Source organism: Micromonospora sp. NPDC049051, from assembly GCF_043197575.1.
Lineage (GTDB): Bacteria > Actinomycetota > Actinomycetes > Mycobacteriales > Micromonosporaceae > Micromonospora.
Genome location: NZ_JBICTL010000004.1, coordinates 477,766 through 495,751, shown reverse-complemented (window position 1 = coordinate 495,751; position 17,986 = coordinate 477,766). Strand labels below are relative to the sequence as shown.

Here is a 17,986-nt window from a genome sequence, read left to right as displayed (position 1 = left end):
CGCGCCCACCCGTCGCGAACGAAAGGCGTGAACCATGCGAGCGCGAGGAGTGAGCGCAGCGAGCCCCGCAGTCGCGAGCGAAAGGCGTGAACCGTGAGTCAGTCCGCCGTCCGGCCCACGCCGGCCTCACCGACGCCCGAGGGTGGGCACCTGTTGGACGTACGGGACCTGCACGTCGAGTTCCGCACCGGCGAGGGCGTGGCCAAGGTGATCAACGGGGTGTCGTACCACCTGGATCCCGGTGAGACGCTCGCGGTGCTCGGCGAGTCGGGCTCCGGCAAGTCGGTCACCGCGCAGGCGATCATGGGCATCCTCGACACGCCGCCCGCCGTGATCCGCTCCGGGAAGGTCCTCTACCAGGGGCGGGACCTGCTGAAGCTGCCGGAGGAGCAGCGCCGGCAGGTACGCGGCAAGGAGATCGCCATGATCTTCCAGGACGCCCTCTCCGCGCTGAACCCGGTCTTCCCGGTCGGCTGGCAGATCGGCGAGACGCTGCGCCGGCGCGAGGGCATGTCCAAGGCGGACGCCCGCGGGCGGGTCGTCGAGCTGATGGACCTGGTACGGATCCCGGCAGCCGCCAGCCGGCTCGGCGACTACCCGCACCAGTTCTCCGGCGGAATGCGGCAACGCGTCATGATCGCGATGGCGCTGGCCATGAACCCGAGGGTGCTGATCGCCGACGAGCCCACCACCGCCCTCGACGTCACCGTGCAGGCCCAGATCATGGACCTGCTGGCGGACCTGCGCCGCGACCTCGACATGGCGATGATCCTGATCACGCACGACCTCGGCGTGGTGGCCGGCGTCGCGGACCGGATCGCCGTCATGTACGCCGGCCGCATCGTCGAGCACGCCGACGTCCGCTCGCTCTACCGGGCGCCGGCCCACCCGTACACGAAGGGGCTGCTGGAGTCGATCCCGCGGCTGGACGTACGGGGTCAGGAGCTGGCCACGATCAAGGGACTGCCGCCCAACCTGATGCGGATCCCGTCCGGCTGCCCCTTCCACCCCCGGTGCCCGTACGTGCAGCAGGTCTGCGGCGACGTGGTGCCGGACGACCTGGTCCTCGGCGACGGCCGGACCAGCGCGTGCCACTTCGCCCAGGAGGTGCGTGATGACAGCGCCCGCTAGCCCGACCAAGGTGCGCGGCGAGACGATCCTCGCCGTCGACGATCTCGTCAAGCACTTCCCGATCCGCCGGGGCGTGCTGTTCCAGCGGCAGGTCGGCGCGGTCAAGGCCGTCGACGGGGTCAGCTTCGAGCTGCGCCGGGGCGAGACCCTCGGGGTGGTCGGCGAGTCCGGCTGCGGCAAGTCGACGCTGGCCCGGCTGCTCATGCGGCTGGAGACGCCGACCGCGGGCCGGGCCACCCTGGAGGGACGGGACCTGTTCTCCGCCTCCGGTGCCGAGCTGCGCCGGCTGCGGCGCAACATGCAGATGGTCATGCAGGACCCGTACACCTCGCTGAACCCCCGGATGACGGTCGGCGACATCATCGGCGAGCCGTTCGAGATCCACCCGGACGCCGCGCCGAAGGCCAGCCGGCAGGGCCGGGTACGGGAGCTGCTCGACGTGGTCGGCCTCAACCCGGAGCACATCAACCGCTACCCGCACCAGTTCTCCGGCGGCCAGCGGCAGCGCATCGGCATCGCCCGCGCGCTCGCCCTGCGACCCGAGATCATCGTCTGCGACGAGCCGGTCAGCGCCCTCGACGTGTCGATCCAGGCCCAGGTGATCAACCTGCTGGAGAAGCTCCAGGACGAGTTCGGCCTGTCGTACATCTTCATCGCGCACGACCTGTCGGTGGTCCGGCACATCTCCGACCGGGTCGCGGTCATGTATCTCGGCAAGATCGTGGAGATCGGCACCGAGGACGAGATCTACGAGCGGGCCACGCACCCGTACACCCAGGCGCTGCTCTCGGCCGTGCCGGTGCCGGACCCGGAGGCCCGCGACCAGCGCAGCATGATCCGGCTCACCGGCGACGTGCCGAGCCCGGCCGACCCGCCGAGCGGCTGCAACTTCCGCACCCGGTGCTGGAAGGCGCAGGAGGTCTGCGCCATCGAGGAGCCCCACACGGTCCCCCGCGCGGCCGACCCGCACCCCTCGGCCTGCCACTTCGCCGCCCTCCGCCCCACCCCCTGACCCGCCCGCTCCCCCGCCCCCCGTCCGGGTCGATCATGCAGTTGCGGTGGGCGGACAGCACCTTTTCGCCCCTTCCGCGGGGCACCACAACTGCATGATCGACCCCTCAAGAAGGAAGGGGGGGGTGGGGGGGTGGGGGTGGGTCAGTGGAAGAAGTGGCGGGTGGAGGTCAGGTACATGGTGACGCCGGCCTCCTTGGCGGCGGCGATCACCTCGTCGTCGCGGATCGAGCCGCCCGGCTGCACGATCGCGCGGACGCCGGCGTCGATGAGGATCTTCGGGCCGTCGGCGAACGGGAAGAACGCGTCCGAGGCGCAGACCGAGCCGCCGGCGCGGTCCGCTCCGGCCCGGCTGACCGCGAGCTGCGCCGAGTCGACCCGGTTGACCTGGCCCATCCCGACACCGACGGTCGCGCCGTCCCTGGCGAGCAGGATCGCGTTGCTCTTCACCGCGCGCACCGCCCGCCAGGCGAAGGCCAGGTCGCGCAGGGTCGCCTCGTCGGCCGGTTCCCCGGTGGCCAGCCGCCAGTTGGCCGGGTCGTCGCCCTCGGCGTCGATCCGGTCGGCCACCTGCACCAGTACGCCGCCGGTGACCTGCCGCCACTCCGCCGGCAGCGGGTCGTACGCCGCCGCACGCAGCAGCCGGATGTTCTTCTTGGCCTGGAGGACCTCCACCGCGCCCTCGTCGAACCCGGGCGCCACCAGCACCTCGGTGAAGATCTCCGAGACCTGCCGGGCCAACTCCACGCTCACCGGCCGGTTGACCGCGATCACCCCGCCGTACGCGGACACCGGGTCGCAGGCGTGCGCCTTGCGGTGCGCCTCGGCCACGTCGGCCCCGACCGCGATGCCGCACGGGTTGGCGTGCTTGATGATCGCCACCGCCGGCTGGTCGGCGAAGTCGTTGGCCGCCCGCCACGCCGCGTCGGCGTCGACGTAGTTGTTGTAGGACATCTCCTTGCCGTGCAGCTGCTCGGCCTGGGCCAGCCCGGCCGGGCTGGCCGGGTCGACGTAGAGCGCGGCCGGCTGGTGCGGGTTCTCGCCGTAGCGCAGCACCGCCGAGCGGCGCAGCGCCAGCCCGGCGAAGTCCGGCCAGCCGTTCTCCTCGGGCGCCAGCGTGGTGGCGCACCACTCGGCCACCGCCACGTCGTACTCGGCGATGACGGCGAAGGCACGGGCGGCCAGCACCCGCCGCTGGGCCAGCGTGAAGCCGCCCCCGTCGAGCGCGGCGAGCAGCGCCGGGTACGCGGCCGGATCGGTCACCACGGCGACCGAGGCGTGGTTCTTGGCGGCGGCCCGCACCATGGCCGGACCGCCGATGTCGATCTGCTCGACGCACTCCTCGACGCCGGCCCCGGAGGCGACCGTGGCCTGGAACGGGTAGAGGTTCGACACCAGCAGGTCGATGCCCGCGATGCCGTGCTCGTCGAGCTGGGCGACGTGGGAGTCCTTGCGCAGGTCGGCGAGGAGCCCACCGTGCACCTTCGGGTGCAGCGTCTTGACGCGGCCGTCGAGGATCTCCGGGAAGCCGGTCACCGTCTCCACCGGGGTCACCGGCACGCCCGCGCCGGCGATGGTCGAGGCCGTGCTGCCGGTCGAGACGATCTCCACCCCGGCCGCGTGCAGCGCCCGCGCCAGCTCGACCAGGCCGGTCTTGTCGTACGCGCTGACCAGCGCCCGCCTGATCGGGCGGCGCTCGTCCTGAGTGGAACTCACGGAACAGTGACCTTTCTTCCGGTGATCGTCCAACCTTCGCGGACCAGGCGGCCCACCTGCTCGACGAGCTGGCGCCGCTCGGCTTCCTTGATGCGCTCGGTGAGCGTCTCGACGTCGTCGTCGTCGTGCACGGGCACGGCGACCTGCGCGACGATCGGGCCGGTGTCCATGCCCGCGTCGACGAAGAAGAGCGTGGCCCCGGTGACCTTCACCCCGTAGGCGAGGGCGTCGCGCGGACCGTGGATGCCGGGAAACGCCGGCAGCAGCGTGTTGTGGGTGTTCAGGTAGCGGTCGCCGAAGGCGGCCAGGAAGCGCGGGCCGACCAGCTTGAGGAAGCCGGCGGAGACGACCAGGTCCGGCCGGTGCTCGGCGACCCGGGCGGTCAGCGCCGCGTCCCAGTCCTCGCGGCTGGGGTGGTCGGCGATCCGCTCCACGAAGGTCGGCACTCCCGCCGCGACGGCCCGGTCCAGACCCGCGATGCCGTACCGGTCCGCGCCGACGGCCACCACCCTGGCCCCGTACGCCGGATCGGCACCCGCCTCTAGCAGGGACTGAAGGTTGCTCCCGGAGCCGGAGACCAGGACGACGATGCGGGCGACGGGCGCGGGCTCGGTCACCGGGCCAGCCTATCGGGCGTGCCGTCTGCTCCATCCGCTGGGCATTGCGACATTCACCGACGACGTGAATGGCCGGGACCAGGTACGCTGCCGGTCGCTCGGGCCGGCGCGCGTCAGGCCCGCACCCGTCAGTGATCCGACGCCCCAACGGGGTGTCGAGTGGAATGAGGAGTACGCCGAGATGCAGCCCGGATACCAGCCGCAGCAGCCGCAGATCAACAACAACATGACGATGTCGATCGTCGCCATCTTCCTCTTCTGGCCGCTGGCCATCCCGGCGATCATCAACGCCTCCAAGGTGAACCCGCTGCTCCAGCAGGGCGACTACGCCGGGGCCCAGGCCGCCGCCGCCGAGTCGAAGAAGTGGTCCAAGTGGGCCCTCATCGTCGGCATCAGCTGGTACGTGATCGTGCTGCTGTGCTGCCTGCTCGGTGGGCTCGCCGGCGTGGTGGGCGGCAGCACCTCCACCAGCAGCTACTGACAGATCGGACGAGGAGTCGCATGCAGCCCGGCTACCCCGGACAGGATCCGTACGGTCAGCAGCCGCACCAGGATCCGACCGCGCCGCACCACGACCCGTACGCCCTGCCGCCGACGGCGCCGTACGGTCAGCAGCCCGTCTCCGGGCAGCCGCAGGATCCGTACGCCCCGCAGGACCCGTACGCCGCTCCGCCGAACCCGTACGGTCAGCAGCAGCCCACCTCCGGCCAGCCGTACGGCCAGCCGGACCCGTACGGGCAGCAGCCCAGCTCGGGCCAGCCGTACGGCCAGCCGCCGTACCAGGACCCGTACGGACAGCAGGCGTACGCGCCGCCGCCCATGTACCCGAACGCGGGGTTCGCGGGTAAGGGGCCGGGACAGCAGGAGAACACCCTCGGCCTGGTGTCCATGATCATCGGCATCGCGTCGATCCCGCTGGTCTGCTGCTACCTCGGCATCCCGCTGGGCATCGGCGCGCTGGTGACCGGGTGGATGGGCAAGCAGAAGGCCGACCAGGGACTCGCCGACAACGGCGGTCAGGCCCTCGCCGGCCTGATCTGCGGCGCCGTCGGCATCGTGCTCAGCCTGCTCCAGTTCGGCTTCCTCGGCCTGGGCTTCTTCATCCCCTGACCGGCATGCGACAAGGGGCGTCCCGGCTCGGCCGGGGCGCCCCTCCGGTTTTGTCGGCCCTCAGCGGGGCGTGCGGGACAGCGCACGGGTCGCGGCGGCGCCGATCACCGCCCCGACCGTGATGACCGCCGCCCCCACCGCCGCCACCTGCCAGGCGACGGGCCCCACCTCGGCCAGCCGGCCGCCGCCGAGCGACCCGGCGGAGGCCGCCGCGGCGACGCCCAGCAGCAGGCCGGCCACCGGACCGGCGAGCGCCGCCGGCCCGAGCAGCGGTCCCCAGCGCAGCGGCGCCCGGTCGTCGGCGGCGATCCGGAGCAGCCGGCGGGCGAGCAGCCAACCCGCGGCCATGCCGGCGAGGACCGGCACCGCGAGCAGCGCGGCCCCGAGGCCGTCGACCGGCCCGCGCGGCAGCCCGGCCAGCAGCGGTACGGCCGGCAGCGCCCCCACGGAGACCTCACTGGTGCGTACGGCGGTGTCGGTGCCGACAGCGAAGCCGGGGCCGAGCAGGTAGCTGACCGCCCAGATCGTGGCGTTCGGCGCGTAGGCGAGGCTGACCAGCGTGATCCCGGCCTGGCCGGCGACCCCGGTGTTGTAGGCCCCGATCAGGTCGGCGGCGTCCCCGCCTCCGGTGGCCACGGCGAGCCCCGCCGCACCGGCTCCCGCGCCCAACAGCAGCAGCCCGGCGACGAGCCCGGTGCGGATGCCGTCGCGCAGCGGCTCCGGGGAGCGCGCGGCGAGCAGACCGGCCACGTGGGTGGTCCGGGCCGCGCCGACCAGGGCCGCGAGGGTGCCGAACAGCAGGAGGGTCAGCCCGGCGCGGACCAGGGGGACGCCGGCCAGGGCCGCGCCGAGCACCCCGAGCAGCGCGTACGCGACGCCGACCGCGCCGGCGGCGAGGAGCGCCTGCCGGGGTGACCGCCCGCCGCGCGCGCCGATGGCCCGGCTGGTGTGCACGCCCGCCCGGGTCAACCGCCAGAACACCAGTGCGGTCAGCGCCAGCGGGGCCAGCCCGAACGGACCGGCGACGGTCTCCAGTGGGACGCCGTGCCCGAGCAGCCAACCGGCCAGGCCGGCGCGGAGCGCGTCCGACACGGACGCCGCACCCTCACTGAGCTGGAACAGCCAGAGCACGACCACGACCGGCAGCCACGAGGTGAGCGCCGCCCAGCCGGCGGCCACCCCGGCGGCGACGGCGAGCGGGGCGCGGCTGCGGCGCGGCTCGCCGGCGCGCGGCGCGGGCACCCGCCGGCCGCGTCCGACGGGCGCGGCGGGCCGGGCGCCGGGGCCGACGCCGGTGCCGGGACGGCTGGGCTGATCAGGGGTGACGGAGGACATCGCGTCTACTCTGGCATGCCGGGCCGGCAGCGGCAGTCCGATACCGCCCCGCAGCGGCGACGAGTTCCGTGATCCACCATCTCCGGCCCCCGATCCGGTCTAGCCTCGGGCGCAGGGACGCGACCGAGGGTCGTGACACCGACGCCCGGAGGAGAGCCGTGAACACTCCGTATCCACCGCCCCCGCCGCCGCCGGCCGCGGCCGGGAGCGACCGCACGGTGCTCTGGGGCGTGCTCGGCATCATCCTCGGCCTGCTCTGCTGCGGCATCCTGGGGATCGTCTTCGGTTACCTGTCGATCCGGGACGCCAAGCGCTTCGGCCAGTCCCCCGTGCTCGGCTACCTGGCGATCGCGTTCGGCGTGCTCAACATCATCGGTAGCGGCATCCTCTGGGCCGGCGGCAACTACCCGCTCTACAACGACTGAGGCCATCCCGGCGCCGCTGCCGGTCACGTCGCGCCGGCAACGACGGAGGGCCGCCCGCGAACGGTCGGCCCTCCGGTCGTACGTCAGCCGGGCTCAGCCCGCGGACATGATCTCCCGCATGAGCTTGGCGGTCTCGGTCGGGGTCTTGCCGACCTTGACGCCGACGGCCTCCAGCGCGCTCTTCTTGGCGTCGGCGGTGCCCGCCGAGCCGGAGATGATCGCACCGGCGTGCCCCATGGTCTTGCCGGGCGGCGCGGTGAAGCCGGCGATGTAGCCGACCACCGGCTTGGTCACGTTCGCCTTGATGAACTCGGCGGCCCGCTCCTCGGCGTCGCCACCGATCTCACCGATCATGACGATCGCGTCGGTGTCCGGGTCGGCCTCGAACGCGGCGAGCGCGTCGATGTGCGTGGTGCCGATGATCGGGTCACCGCCGATGCCGACGCAGGTCGAGAAGCCGATGTCGCGCAGCTCGTACATCATCTGGTAGGTCAGCGTGCCGCTCTTGCTGACCAGGCCGATGCGGCCGGTGCCGGTGATGTCGGCCGGGATGATGCCGGCGTTGGAGGCGCCCGGCGAGGCGATGCCCGGGCAGTTCGGGCCGATGATCCGGGTCCGCTCCCCCTTGGCGACGTTGTACGCCCAGAACGCGGCGGTGTCGTGCACCGGCACGCCCTCGGTGATCACCACGGCCAGGTCGATCCCCGCGTCGATCGCCTCGACGACCGCGCCCTTGGTGAACTGCGGCGGTACGAAGATCACCGTGACGTCCGCACCGGTCTGCGCCATCGCGTCCGCGACGCTGGCGAAGACCGGCAGCTGGGTGCCGTCGAAGTCGACCGTCTGGCCCGCCTTGCGCGGGTTGACGCCGCCGACGACGTTGGTGCCCGCGGCGAGCATCCGCCGGGTGTGCTTGGAACCCTCGGAACCGGTCATCCCCTGGACGATGACCTTCGAGTCCTTGGTCAGCCAGATAGCCATTGTCAGACCCCCGCAGCCGCCAGCTCGGCGGCCCGCTCGGCCGCGCCATCCATCGTGTCGACCCGCTGGACCAGCGGGTTGTTCGCGCCGTCGAGGATCGCCCGGCCGGCCTCGGCGTTGTTGCCGTCGAGGCGGACGACCAGCGGCTTCGTGACCTGCTCGCCGCGCTGCTCGAGCAGGGCCAGCGCCTGCACGATGCCGTTGGCGACCTCGTCACAGGCGGTGATGCCGCCGAAGACGTTGACGAAGACGCTCTTCACCGACGGGTCGGAGAGGACGATCTCCAGGCCGTTCGCCATCACGGCGGCGCTCGCGCCACCGCCGATGTCGAGGAAGTTGGCCGGCTTGACGCCGCCGTGCCGCTCACCGGCGTACGCGACCACGTCGAGGGTCGACATGACCAGGCCGGCGCCGTTGCCGATGATGCCGACCTCGCCGTCGAGCTTGACGTAGTTGAGGTCCTTCTCCTTGGCGGCCTGCTCCAGCGGGTCCACCGCGGCCTGGTCGACCAGCGCCTCGTGGTCCGGGTGCCGGAACGCGGCGTTCTCGTCGAGGGTGATCTTGGCGTCGAGCAGCAGCAGCTTGCCCTCACCGGTCTTGGCCAGCGGGTTCACCTCGACCAGCGTGGCGTCCTCGGCCACGAAGGCCTTCCACAGGCCCACGGCGACCTCGACGACCTGGTCGGCGACCTCCGCCGGGAAGCCGGCGGCGGAGACGATCTCGCGCGCCTTCGCCTCGTCGACGCCGGTGTTGGCGTCGATCGGGGCCTTGACGACCTTCTCCGGGGTCTCGGCGGCGACCTGCTCGATGTCCATGCCGCCCGCGACGCTGGCGATGCAGAGGAAGGTGCGGTTCGCCCGGTCGAGCAGGTACGAGAAGTAGTACTCCTCGGCCACGTCCGCGGTCACGGTGATCATGACCTTGTGGACGGTGTGGCCCTTGATGTCCATGCCGAGGATGTCGGTGGCGCGGGCCACCGTCTCCTCCGCGCCCTCGGCCAGCTTCACGCCGCCGGCCTTACCGCGGCCACCGACCTTCACCTGCGCCTTGACGACCACCCGACCGCCGAGGCGTTCGGCGATCGCGCGGGCCTCCTCCGGGGTCGTGGCGACGCCGCCAGCGAGCACGGGCAAGCCGTGCCGCTCGAACAGGTCCCGCCCCTGGTACTCGTACAGGTCCACGTTTGCGCGTCCCGTCCCGTCTCCGCGGCGCGCCGTCGCGCCGCCACCAGCGTATGGAAAACAGTTTGACGCCTGTCATCGCTTGAAACAGGCCATTGGGCGCAGCCTAGCGAGGTGGACACCGCCGGCAACCGAGCGGGTGCGCGTTGTGCGGTAATGCACAATCGGCCGTGTCGCGCGGCCTTTCCGCGAGTTCCGCGTGATGTCAGCCGTCCGGGGGATGTTCCCGGGGCTGCGTAACCCCTTTGTGGAGGCGTCGTTGAGTCAGGTGTCGGAGCGCTGCACGCAGCGCGGCGACGGGAGCGGCCGATGCCCTGTCGGTCGAGGGGTGGCGGCGGGGCATCGTGCATAGAGGGGCCGGACGTGTGAGGGGTGCGTCCGGCCCCTCCCCCTGTCCGGGGTCGGCCGTCGACCAGCCACGCGCGCGGTTGCTGGCGCCCGGCGCCGAACGGGCTGCCGGGCCCTCGTCAGGCGACCGGCTGCGCGACGTTCTGCCGGACCCACTCCACGATCGACTGGGTGGTCGCGCCCGGCGTGAAGATCTTGGCGACGCCGAGCCGCTGCAACTCGGGAATGTCGGCGTCGGGAATGATGCCGCCACCGAAAACGACGATGTCGCGGGCGTCACGCTCACCGAGCAGTTCCACCACCCGCCGGAACAGCGTCATGTGCGCCCCCGACAGCACGGAGAGCCCGACCGCGTCGGCGTCCTCCTGGATGGCGGTCTCCACGATCTGCTCCGGCGTCTGGTGCAGGCCGGTGTAGATGACCTCCATGCCGGCGTCCCGCAGGGCACGCGCGACGACCTTTGCACCACGGTCGTGGCCGTCCAGGCCCGGCTTGGCGACGACGACCCGTACACGAGAGCTCATCAGCGCATCCCTTTCACCGGCTCCGCGGCTTCACTGAACGAACGGTAACCCGCTCACCCCTGCCCGGGAAATCCGGGCGGCGAACTCGCGGCGCGCGCGGCGGGTGACGATGGCCACCGGCGCCGGTACTGCGGATCATGACGCCGCCCGGCGTCAAGCCGGACGACTCCGCCGTTCGGTCACCGTGCGCGACGAACGGGCAGTTACGGAGGCACCGTTCGACGGGTATGAGCCGTGACAATCACGGACGGAAAGGGACAGATCACGTCGGCAATTCGGCGCTTCGGCTTGTGACGGGACTGGTGGTTGGCTAACGTGTCCACGGTTGTCATCAGGTCCACGGACGGGTGACGACGCGGCCAGGCGACGTTCACCGGAACTTCACGGGCGTCGAGGAAGCCGCTTCGGATCCCCGACAACGGAGGGTGTGCGTGCGCCAGCGCCTGTCGTCTGAGCCCGATCGATATCGCGGTCGCCGCCGCGTACCCACCCCCCCGCGGAGCCGCTACGCGGCCGTCGTCACCACCGCGTTCGTCGGCGCCGGCATCGTCGCCATCGGCGCGGGTGCCCTGCCGGACGCCAAGAGCGTCAGCCCGTCGGTCCTCGACGAGCTCAAGGCCGCCTCGACCATCAACCAGGACGCCGCCGCCCGCGCGGAAGCCGCCGACCGTTCCAGCCGCGACAGCGACCGGGCCGGAGCCGAGAAGTCCGCCGAGCCCGAGGTCTGGCTCCTCCCCCTCCAGGGCTACGAGTTCAACTCGCCCTACGGCATGCGGTGGGGCAAGCTGCACACCGGCGTCGACCTGGTCGCCGCCGAGGGCACGCCCTACGTCGCCATCCACGCCGGCACCGTCACGAAGGCCGGTTGGTTCGGCGGCTACGGCTACACGGTGATCGTCCAGCACGCCGACGGCAGCGAGGCGATCTACGGCCACTCCTCCGCTCTGAGCGTGCAGGAGGGGCAGCAGGTGAAGGCGGGCGACCAGCTCGGCCTCGTCGGCAACACCGGCCACTCCTACGGCTCCCACCTGCACCTCGAGGTGCATGTCAAGGGCGAGCCGCTCGACCCGGTGCCGTGGCTCAAGGAGCGCGGAGTGGACATCCAGCTACAAGTAGAGGCGTACTACAGCGAGGTAGCCGCGTCCTGACGCTGCGCACCGCCCGTCAACCGCCCGGATCTGTCGATCCGGGCGGTTTTTCGTTGCCCCGGTTCGCGCAAAGTGAGCCGAGTCACCCACGCGACTGTGACCGGCGACACGCACCGGCATGATCACTTTTGCGCTCGAAAACCCTGAACGGGGACGCATCGGACGACGAGAGTCGCCGCCGACCCGCCGCGCTCCTGTCCACTACCCGTCACGCACCGTCGCGACACCAGTATTTCGAGGTCAAGTGCCCCCTCGATCAGTGAAGGTCCGCCGTGCAGGAAGACATTCGGAACGAGAACACCCCCGACGCCCCCGCCCGGCACCGGAAGCGGGTCGGCGGCCGCACCCGCGTGATCATCGCCGCGGTGGCCCTGACGGGCCTCGGCCTCGGCGGCGCCGCCTTCGCGGCCACCGGGAACGACGGCCCCTCCGTCCCGGCCGCCGCCGTGGACACCGCCGCCCGCGCGGAGGCCGCCGACCGCGCCGACCGTTCCGCCCGCGAGACGACCGCCCCGGCCGCCCCCTCCGCCACCCCCTCGGCGAGCCCGACGCCCAGCCCGACGAAGGCCAGCCCGGCGGCGAAGCCCAAGCCGAAGGCCACCACGGCCAAGCCGAAGCCGAAGGCGACCAGCAAGCCGACGCCCGGTTGGGTCATCCCGATGCAGGGCGCGGCCATCACCTCCTGCTACGGCCCGCGCTGGGGCACCCAGCACGCCGGCATCGACTTCGCGCTGCCCGCCGGCACCCCGGTCCGCGCGGCCTTCGGCGGCACCGTCACCAAGGCCGGCGACGTCGGCGACGGGTACGGCATCTCCGTCTTCATCGACCACGGCAACGGCTACCTGACCCACTACGCGCACCTGAGCACCACGAAGGTGGGCGTGGGCGACAAGGTCAGCACCGGGCAGACCATCGGCCTGGAGGGCTCCACCGGTGACTCCACCGGCCCGCACCTGCACTTCGAGGTGCACCAGGGCCAGATGTGGAACCAGATCGACCCCGCGCCGTTCCTGCGCGCCCGGGGCATCGACGTGGCCTGCTGACCCGCGTGTGCCGCCACGGTCCGGTCCGGCGCGCCGCCGGATCGGGCCGTGGCGGCACACGCGATGAAGACCGGCGGCGCCACGCTCCGACGCGTCACCGGATCGGGCCGTGGCGGCAACACACGATGGCGACCGGCCAGCCGGAAGCTCCCACCGGCCGGGCCGCTGGCGCGCCCGCCGCCCCCGGACCGCCCCGCGGCTGGTGCCCGGTGCCGGAGGCTCAGAGCTTGTCGATCGGGGCGTGCCGGAGCACCAGCCACATCGTCTGGTCGCCGAAGTCGATCTGCGCCCGCGCCCCCGGGCCGTGCCCCTCCACGGCGAGCACCCGGCCCAGGCCGTAGCGCTGGTGGTTGACCCGGTCGCCGACGGCGACCTTCGGCCCCTGCGGCAACTCGCTCGCCGTGGTCAGGCGGCTGGCGTCGACCCCCAGCCGCTTCGCCAGCTGCGCCGCCTTCGGCGTGCCGCCGTTGAAGCCCCCACGCCCGCCGGGCACCCGGTCCGCGCGGCCACCCACGCCGCCGCCACCGCCGGCCCACGAGGTGTACGACCCCTCGGTGCGCTCCCAGCGCACCAGCTCCGGCGGCAGCTCCTCCAGGAACCGCGACGGCGGGTTGTAGGCCGGCTGCCCCCACGCCGAGCGGGTGACCGCCCGGGAGAGGTAGAGGCGCTGACGGGCCCGGGTGATGCCCACGTACGCCAGCCGGCGCTCCTCCTCCAGCTCCCGGCTGTCGCCCAGCGAGCGAAGGTGGGGGAAGACGCCGTCCTCCAGACCGGTCAGGAAGACCACCGGGAACTCCAGGCCCTTCGCCGTGTGCAGCGTCATCAGGGTGACCACGCCCTGGTGGTCCGGGTCGTCCGTCGGCACCTGGTCGGCGTCGGCGACCAGCGCGACCTGCTCCAGGAACCCCGCCAGGGTCGCCCGCTCCCCCTCCTCGCCGGTCGCCTCGATCCGCTCGGTGTACTCCCGGGCGACGCTGACCAGCTCCTGGAGGTTGTCGACCCGGCCCGCGTCCTGCGGGTCGAGGCTCTCCTCCAGCTCGGTCAGGTAGCCCGAGCGGGTCAGCAGCGCCTCCAGCACCTCCTCCGGGGTGCCGGTCTCGGCCAGCTCGCGGGCGCCGTCGAGCAGGGCGACGAAGTCGGCGATGCCGTTGGCCGCCCGGGTGGAGATGCCCGGAGCGTCCTTCGCCCGCCGCAGCGCCGCGCCGAAGGAGATCCGGTCCCGGCCGGACAGCGCCTCCACGCACGCCTCGGCCCGGTCGCCGATGCCCCGCCGGGGGGTGTTGAGGATCCGGCGCAGGCTGACGGTGTCGTCGTCGTTGACCACCGCGCGCAGGTAGGCCAGCGCGTCGCGGACCTCCTTGCGCTCGTAGAAGCGCACCCCGCCGACCACCTTGTAGGGCAGGCCGACCCGGATGAACACCTCCTCGAAGACCCGGGACTGGGCGTTGGTGCGGTAGAAGACGGCAACGTCGCCGGGGCGGGTCTCGTCGGCGTCGACCAACCGGTCGATCTCGCGGGCCACCCAGTCGGCCTCGGCGTGCTCGGTGTCGGCCACGTAGCCGACGATCGGCTCGCCGGCCCCCGCCTCGCTCCACAGTCGCTTCGGCTTGCGCGACGTGTTCCGGTCGATCACCGCGTTGGCCGCGTTGAGGATGGTCTGGGTGGAGCGGTAGTTCTGCTCCAGCAGGATCGTGCGGGCGTCGCCGAAGTCGCGCTCGAACTCCAGGATGTTGCGGATCGTGGCGCCCCGGAACGCGTAGATCGACTGGTCGGCGTCACCGACCACGCAGAGCTCCGCCGGCTCGATCCCCTCCGTGCCGGCGACCAGCTCCTTGATCAGCACGTACTGGGCGTGGTTGGTGTCCTGGTACTCGTCGACCAGGACGTGCCGGAACCGCCGGCGGTAGCTCTCCGCGACGTGCGGGTGGGACTGGAGCAGGTGCACGGTCGTCATGATCAGATCGTCGAAGTCCAGCGCGTGCGCCTCGCGCAGCCGCCGCTGGTAGAGCGTGTAGGCCTCCGCCAGCGCCCGCTCGTTGGGGCCCTTGGCCCGCCCCGCGAACTCCTCGGGATCGACCAGCTCGTTCTTCAGGTTGGAGACCTGGGCGGCCAGCCCGCGCGCCGGGTAGCGCTTCGGGTCGAGGTCCAGCTCCCTGGCGACCATCTGCATCAGCCGGCGGGAGTCGTCGGCGTCGTAGATCGAGAAGGTCGACTTCAGCCCGGCGTGCTCGTGCTCGGCACGCAGGATGCGTACGCACGCGGAGTGGAACGTCGACACCCACATCAGGCGGGCGCGGGGACCCACCAGGTTGGCGACGCGCTCCTTCATCTCGCCGGCGGCCTTGTTGGTGAAGGTGATCGCGATGATCTCGCCGGGGTGCACGTCCCGGGCGGCCAGCAGGTAGGCGATCCGGTGGGTGAGCACCCGGGTCTTGCCCGAACCCGCACCGGCCACGATCAGCAGCGGCGAGCCGGCGTGGGTGACGGCGTCGCGCTGCGGCCCGTTGAGGCCCTCCACCAGGGCCTGTGGATCGAGGTGGACGGCCGCCGGCCGGGGCCGGTGCGGCGCCGTCGGGGCGGGCGGGGACGCGGGGATGTCGAAGAGAGGATGCATCGCACGGCGAGTCTATGCCGCCCGGCGGACACTTCCCCGCCACGTACCGTCGGGTCGCAGGAAGGGTCCTTTCTTACCACCGGTCGAGACGAAGCTGTCACCTTGTCGTGTCTGGTGCCGCCGTCCCCCATGCACAACGATGACGGTGAAAATCCGGCTCCTCCCCCGTACACGACTGGGAGAACGACCATGACTCAGCCGCGTTCGCGCGGTCGGGCGGCGCTGCGCCACCTCGCCGCGCCCACCCTCGCGTTGGCCGTCGTCGCCACGCTGTCCACCGCTTCCCGGCCCGCGCCGGACCCCGCCACCGACCAGGCGGCCGGCCTCACGCCCGTCTCGGTCTCCTACGCCGTCCCGACCGGCGGCGAGGTCAAGGGCAACTTCCTGAGCTACAACGACTTCCACGGCGCCATCGACCCGCCCGGCGGCAGCGGCGCGACGGTCAACGGCACCCCCGCCGGCGGCGTGGAGTACCTCGCCACCTGGCTGAAGAAGCTGCGCGCCGAGGCCAAGGCCGAGGGGCGCGTCACGACCACCGTCGGGGCCGGCGACCTGATCGGCGCCACCCCGCTCGTCAGCGCCGCCTTCCACGACGAGCCGACCATCGAGCTGATGGACGAGATCGGGCTCGACGTCAGCTCCGTCGGCAACCACGAGTTCGACGAGGGCGTCGACGAGCTGATCCGGATCAACAAGGGCGGCTGCCACCCGGTCGACGGCTGCCAGGACGGGGACGGCTTCGCCGGCGCCAAGTTCACCTACCTGGCCGCCAACACGGTCAGCAGGAAGACCGGCCTGCCGATCCTGCCCCCGGTCGACGTGAAGTTCGTCGGCGGGGTGCCCGTCGGCTTCGTCGGCGTGACCCTGGAGGGCACCCCGGGCATCGTCAACCCGGCCGGCATCACCTCCGTGAAGTTCACCGACGAGGTGCAGACCGCCAACAAGTGGGCCGGCGTGCTCAAGCTCTTCGGCGTCAAGGCGATGGTGCTGCTGGTGCACGAGGGCGGGGCCCAGTCGCCGCCGCCGGCCACCCCCGGCGTCTCGGACTGCGCCAACTTCTCCGGCCCGATCGTCGACATCGTCCGCGGCCTGCGGCCGGAGTTCGGGCTGGTCGTCTCCGGCCACACCCACCGCTTCTACTCCTGCTCGCTGCCGAACTCCTCCGGCGCCCGCAGCGTGGTCACCAGCGCCGGCAACAACGGCCAGCTGATCACGGACGTGGACTACTCGCTGGACCGGCGCACGGGCCGGTTCACCGGGATCTCCGCCCGCAACGTCGTGGTCGAGAACGGCGTACGCAAACCGGACGGCGGCTGGCAGGAGAGCGCGCCGGGCACGTACGTGCGCAACCCCGACCTGGTGGACCCGGGCGCGAAGGCGCTGGCCGACAAGTACCGGAGGGCCGTCGCGCCCATCGCCAACCGGGTGGTGGGCCGGATCTCGGCCGACATCGTCCGCGACGTCCGGCCGAACGGGGAAAGCCCGCTCGGTGACGTGATCGCCGACGCGCAGCTCGCGTACACCCGCTCGAACGGGGCGCAGATCGCACTGATGAACCCGGGCGGCATCCGGGCGTCCCTGCCGTACGCGGCCTCGGCCGGCGACGAGGACCCTGGCGAGATCACCTACGGCGAGGCGTTCACCGTCCAGCCGTTCAACAACCTGGTGGTCACCCAGACCCTCACCGGCGCGCAGCTGCGCAACGTGCTGGAGCAGCAGTTCGTGGGCTTCAACGGGCAGACCACCCAGCGCATCCTCCAGGTGTCCGCCGGGCTGACCTACTCCTACGACAGCACGGCCCCGGTGGGCTCCCGGGTCAGCGCCCTGGCGTTCGACGGCGCGCCGGTCGACCCGGCCGCCAGCTACCGGGTCACCACGAACGACTTCCTGGCCAACGGCGGGGACGGCTTCACCGAGCTCCAGGCCGGCACCAACCGGACCACCGCCCCCGGCTTCGACGTCGACGCGCTGATCGCCTACCTGGGCGCCGGCGCCCCGGTCGCTCCCGGCCCGGCCGACCGCATCACCCGCCTCGGCTGAGGCGCGGGCGGTCCCGGCGTCGCGACGGCACCGGGACCGCCCGTCCGGTCACGGGTTGCGCCGAATCCTTGCGCAGGCCGGGCCAGGGTCGGCATACTCGACGACATGTTCGGTCAGCGCTTCTACTTTTACTACGGCACCGGGAGTCCGGCAGCCGTAGGTCGCGCCTGATCAACCAGACCTACGAGAAAGCCCCGGGCTCCTGGAGCCCGGGGCTTTCTTCGTCCCGGGATCCGGGCACCGGGCACCTGACGGCGAGGGGTACCCGATGATGACAGACGTGGTGGAGTCCAACGGCAGCCTGCGGCGCCCCGAGACGGGCCGACCCGGCCCGGGTGCCTCCGGTTCCCCGGCCGACGCGCCGGAAAACGCCGGCGCCGGGCCGGAGGCGCGTACCGGCACTCCGGAGCCGACCGCGGCGGCCCGGATCGTCGAGATCCGCGAGCGGATCGACGAGATCGACCGGGCGTTGATCGAGCTGTGGCAGGAGCGGGCCCAGCTCTCGCAGGAGGTGGGGGTGACGCGGATGGCCTCCGGCGGCACCCGGCTGGTGCTGTCCCGGGAACGGGAGATCCTGGAGCGCTTCCGGGTCGCCCTGGGCGCCGACGGTACGCAGCTCGCACTGCTGCTGCTCCGCGCCGGCCGCGGCCCCCTGTGAGGCGTACGCCGACCGTGGCCCCCTCGCCGGCGTACGCCGGCGCGGTCGCCGGAAAAGACGGAACCGCCTGCCGCCGTCGCGATGACGTCGGCAGGCGGCTCCGC

General features: G+C 72.4%; 16 protein-coding genes. 9 read left to right on the top strand and 7 right to left on the bottom strand.

Annotation, left to right across the window (positions count from 1 at the left end; translation table 11 throughout):
* Positions 1-93: 93 nt before the first annotated feature.
* The gene (locus tag ACGFIR_RS19075; protein ID WP_393146257.1) at positions 94-1,131 is read left to right on the top strand and encodes an ABC transporter ATP-binding protein; all 1,038 of its coding nucleotides are present in this window, start codon (positions 94-96) and stop codon (positions 1,129-1,131) included.
* A complete protein-coding gene (locus ACGFIR_RS19070; RefSeq protein WP_393146255.1) occupies positions 1,115-2,143 on the top strand; it encodes an ABC transporter ATP-binding protein in 1,029 nt (342 codons plus the stop codon). The genes ACGFIR_RS19075 and ACGFIR_RS19070 overlap by 17 nt, the downstream gene beginning before the upstream one ends.
* Positions 2,144-2,286: 143 nt before the next feature.
* Here ACGFIR_RS19070 and purH read toward each other — a convergent pair whose 3' ends face one another.
* Together purH and purN are read right to left on the bottom strand one after the other, a co-directional pair.
* A complete protein-coding gene (gene purH / locus ACGFIR_RS19065; RefSeq protein ID WP_393146253.1) occupies positions 2,287-3,858 on the bottom strand; it encodes a bifunctional phosphoribosylaminoimidazolecarboxamide formyltransferase/IMP cyclohydrolase in 1,572 nt (523 codons plus the stop codon).
* Entirely contained in the window at positions 3,855-4,475 is a 621-nt protein-coding gene (gene purN / locus ACGFIR_RS19060; RefSeq protein ID WP_393146251.1) for a phosphoribosylglycinamide formyltransferase, read from the bottom strand. The genes purH and purN overlap by 4 nt, the downstream gene beginning before the upstream one ends.
* Before the next feature lie 181 nt (positions 4,476-4,656).
* Between purN and ACGFIR_RS19055 the strand changes: the two genes are divergently transcribed.
* The gene (locus tag ACGFIR_RS19055) at positions 4,657-4,956 is read left to right on the top strand and encodes a CD225/dispanin family protein (RefSeq protein ID WP_392998612.1); all 300 of its coding nucleotides are present in this window, start codon (positions 4,657-4,659) and stop codon (positions 4,954-4,956) included.
* A 20-nt stretch (positions 4,957-4,976) separates the two neighbouring features.
* Positions 4,977-5,585, top strand: coding sequence for a DUF4190 domain-containing protein (locus ACGFIR_RS19050; protein WP_392998610.1), 609 nt, complete (start codon positions 4,977-4,979; stop codon positions 5,583-5,585).
* Positions 5,586-5,645: 60 nt separating this feature from the next.
* Here the strand turns inward: ACGFIR_RS19050 and ACGFIR_RS19045 are convergent, their stop codons facing one another.
* The gene (locus ACGFIR_RS19045; RefSeq protein ID WP_393146249.1) at positions 5,646-6,920 is read right to left on the bottom strand and encodes a DUF6350 family protein; all 1,275 of its coding nucleotides are present in this window, start codon (positions 6,918-6,920) and stop codon (positions 5,646-5,648) included.
* 158 nt (positions 6,921-7,078) lie between these two features.
* On the opposite strand from ACGFIR_RS19045, the gene ACGFIR_RS19040 reads away from it, so the two are divergent.
* The gene (locus ACGFIR_RS19040) at positions 7,079-7,345 is read left to right on the top strand and encodes a DUF4190 domain-containing protein (RefSeq protein ID WP_392998606.1); all 267 of its coding nucleotides are present in this window, start codon (positions 7,079-7,081) and stop codon (positions 7,343-7,345) included.
* A 93-nt stretch (positions 7,346-7,438) separates the two neighbouring features.
* Here ACGFIR_RS19040 and sucD read toward each other — a convergent pair whose 3' ends face one another.
* From sucD to ACGFIR_RS19025, 3 genes are all read right to left on the bottom strand, one after another.
* Entirely contained in the window at positions 7,439-8,326 is an 888-nt protein-coding gene (gene sucD / locus ACGFIR_RS19035) for a succinate--CoA ligase subunit alpha (RefSeq protein ID WP_392998604.1), read from the bottom strand.
* Positions 8,327-8,328: 2 nt separating this feature from the next.
* A complete protein-coding gene (gene sucC / locus ACGFIR_RS19030; RefSeq protein WP_392998602.1) occupies positions 8,329-9,507 on the bottom strand; it encodes an ADP-forming succinate--CoA ligase subunit beta in 1,179 nt (392 codons plus the stop codon).
* A 467-nt stretch (positions 9,508-9,974) separates the two neighbouring features.
* Positions 9,975-10,379 carry a cobalamin B12-binding domain-containing protein gene (locus ACGFIR_RS19025; RefSeq protein WP_132230988.1) on the bottom strand — a complete coding sequence of 135 codons (405 nt, stop codon included), beginning with the start codon at positions 10,377-10,379 and terminating at the stop codon, positions 9,975-9,977.
* Positions 10,380-10,810: 431 nt separating this feature from the next.
* Between ACGFIR_RS19025 and ACGFIR_RS19020 the strand changes: the two genes are divergently transcribed.
* Together ACGFIR_RS19020 and ACGFIR_RS19015 are read left to right on the top strand one after the other, a co-directional pair.
* A complete protein-coding gene (locus ACGFIR_RS19020; RefSeq protein WP_392998600.1) occupies positions 10,811-11,527 on the top strand; it encodes a M23 family metallopeptidase in 717 nt (238 codons plus the stop codon).
* Positions 11,528-11,799: 272 nt separating this feature from the next.
* Positions 11,800-12,570, top strand: a complete 771-nt coding sequence (locus tag ACGFIR_RS19015) for a peptidoglycan DD-metalloendopeptidase family protein (RefSeq protein WP_392998598.1) — start codon at positions 11,800-11,802, stop codon at positions 12,568-12,570.
* Positions 12,571-12,790: 220 nt separating this feature from the next.
* On the opposite strand, the gene pcrA is transcribed toward ACGFIR_RS19015, so the two are convergent.
* Complete coding sequence (gene pcrA / locus ACGFIR_RS19010; protein WP_392998596.1) at positions 12,791-15,184, bottom strand: DNA helicase PcrA; 2,394 nt, start codon at positions 15,182-15,184, stop codon at positions 12,791-12,793.
* A 189-nt stretch (positions 15,185-15,373) separates the two neighbouring features.
* Between pcrA and ACGFIR_RS19005 the strand changes: the two genes are divergently transcribed.
* Both ACGFIR_RS19005 and ACGFIR_RS19000 read left to right on the top strand, forming a co-directional pair.
* The gene (locus ACGFIR_RS19005) at positions 15,374-17,224 is read left to right on the top strand and encodes a bifunctional metallophosphatase/5'-nucleotidase (RefSeq protein ID WP_392998594.1); all 1,851 of its coding nucleotides are present in this window, start codon (positions 15,374-15,376) and stop codon (positions 17,222-17,224) included.
* 268 nt (positions 17,225-17,492) lie between these two features.
* On the top strand, positions 17,493-17,882 hold the full coding sequence (locus tag ACGFIR_RS19000; RefSeq protein WP_392998592.1) for a chorismate mutase: 390 nt from the start codon (positions 17,493-17,495) through the stop codon (positions 17,880-17,882).
* Positions 17,883-17,986 lie beyond the last annotated feature (104 nt).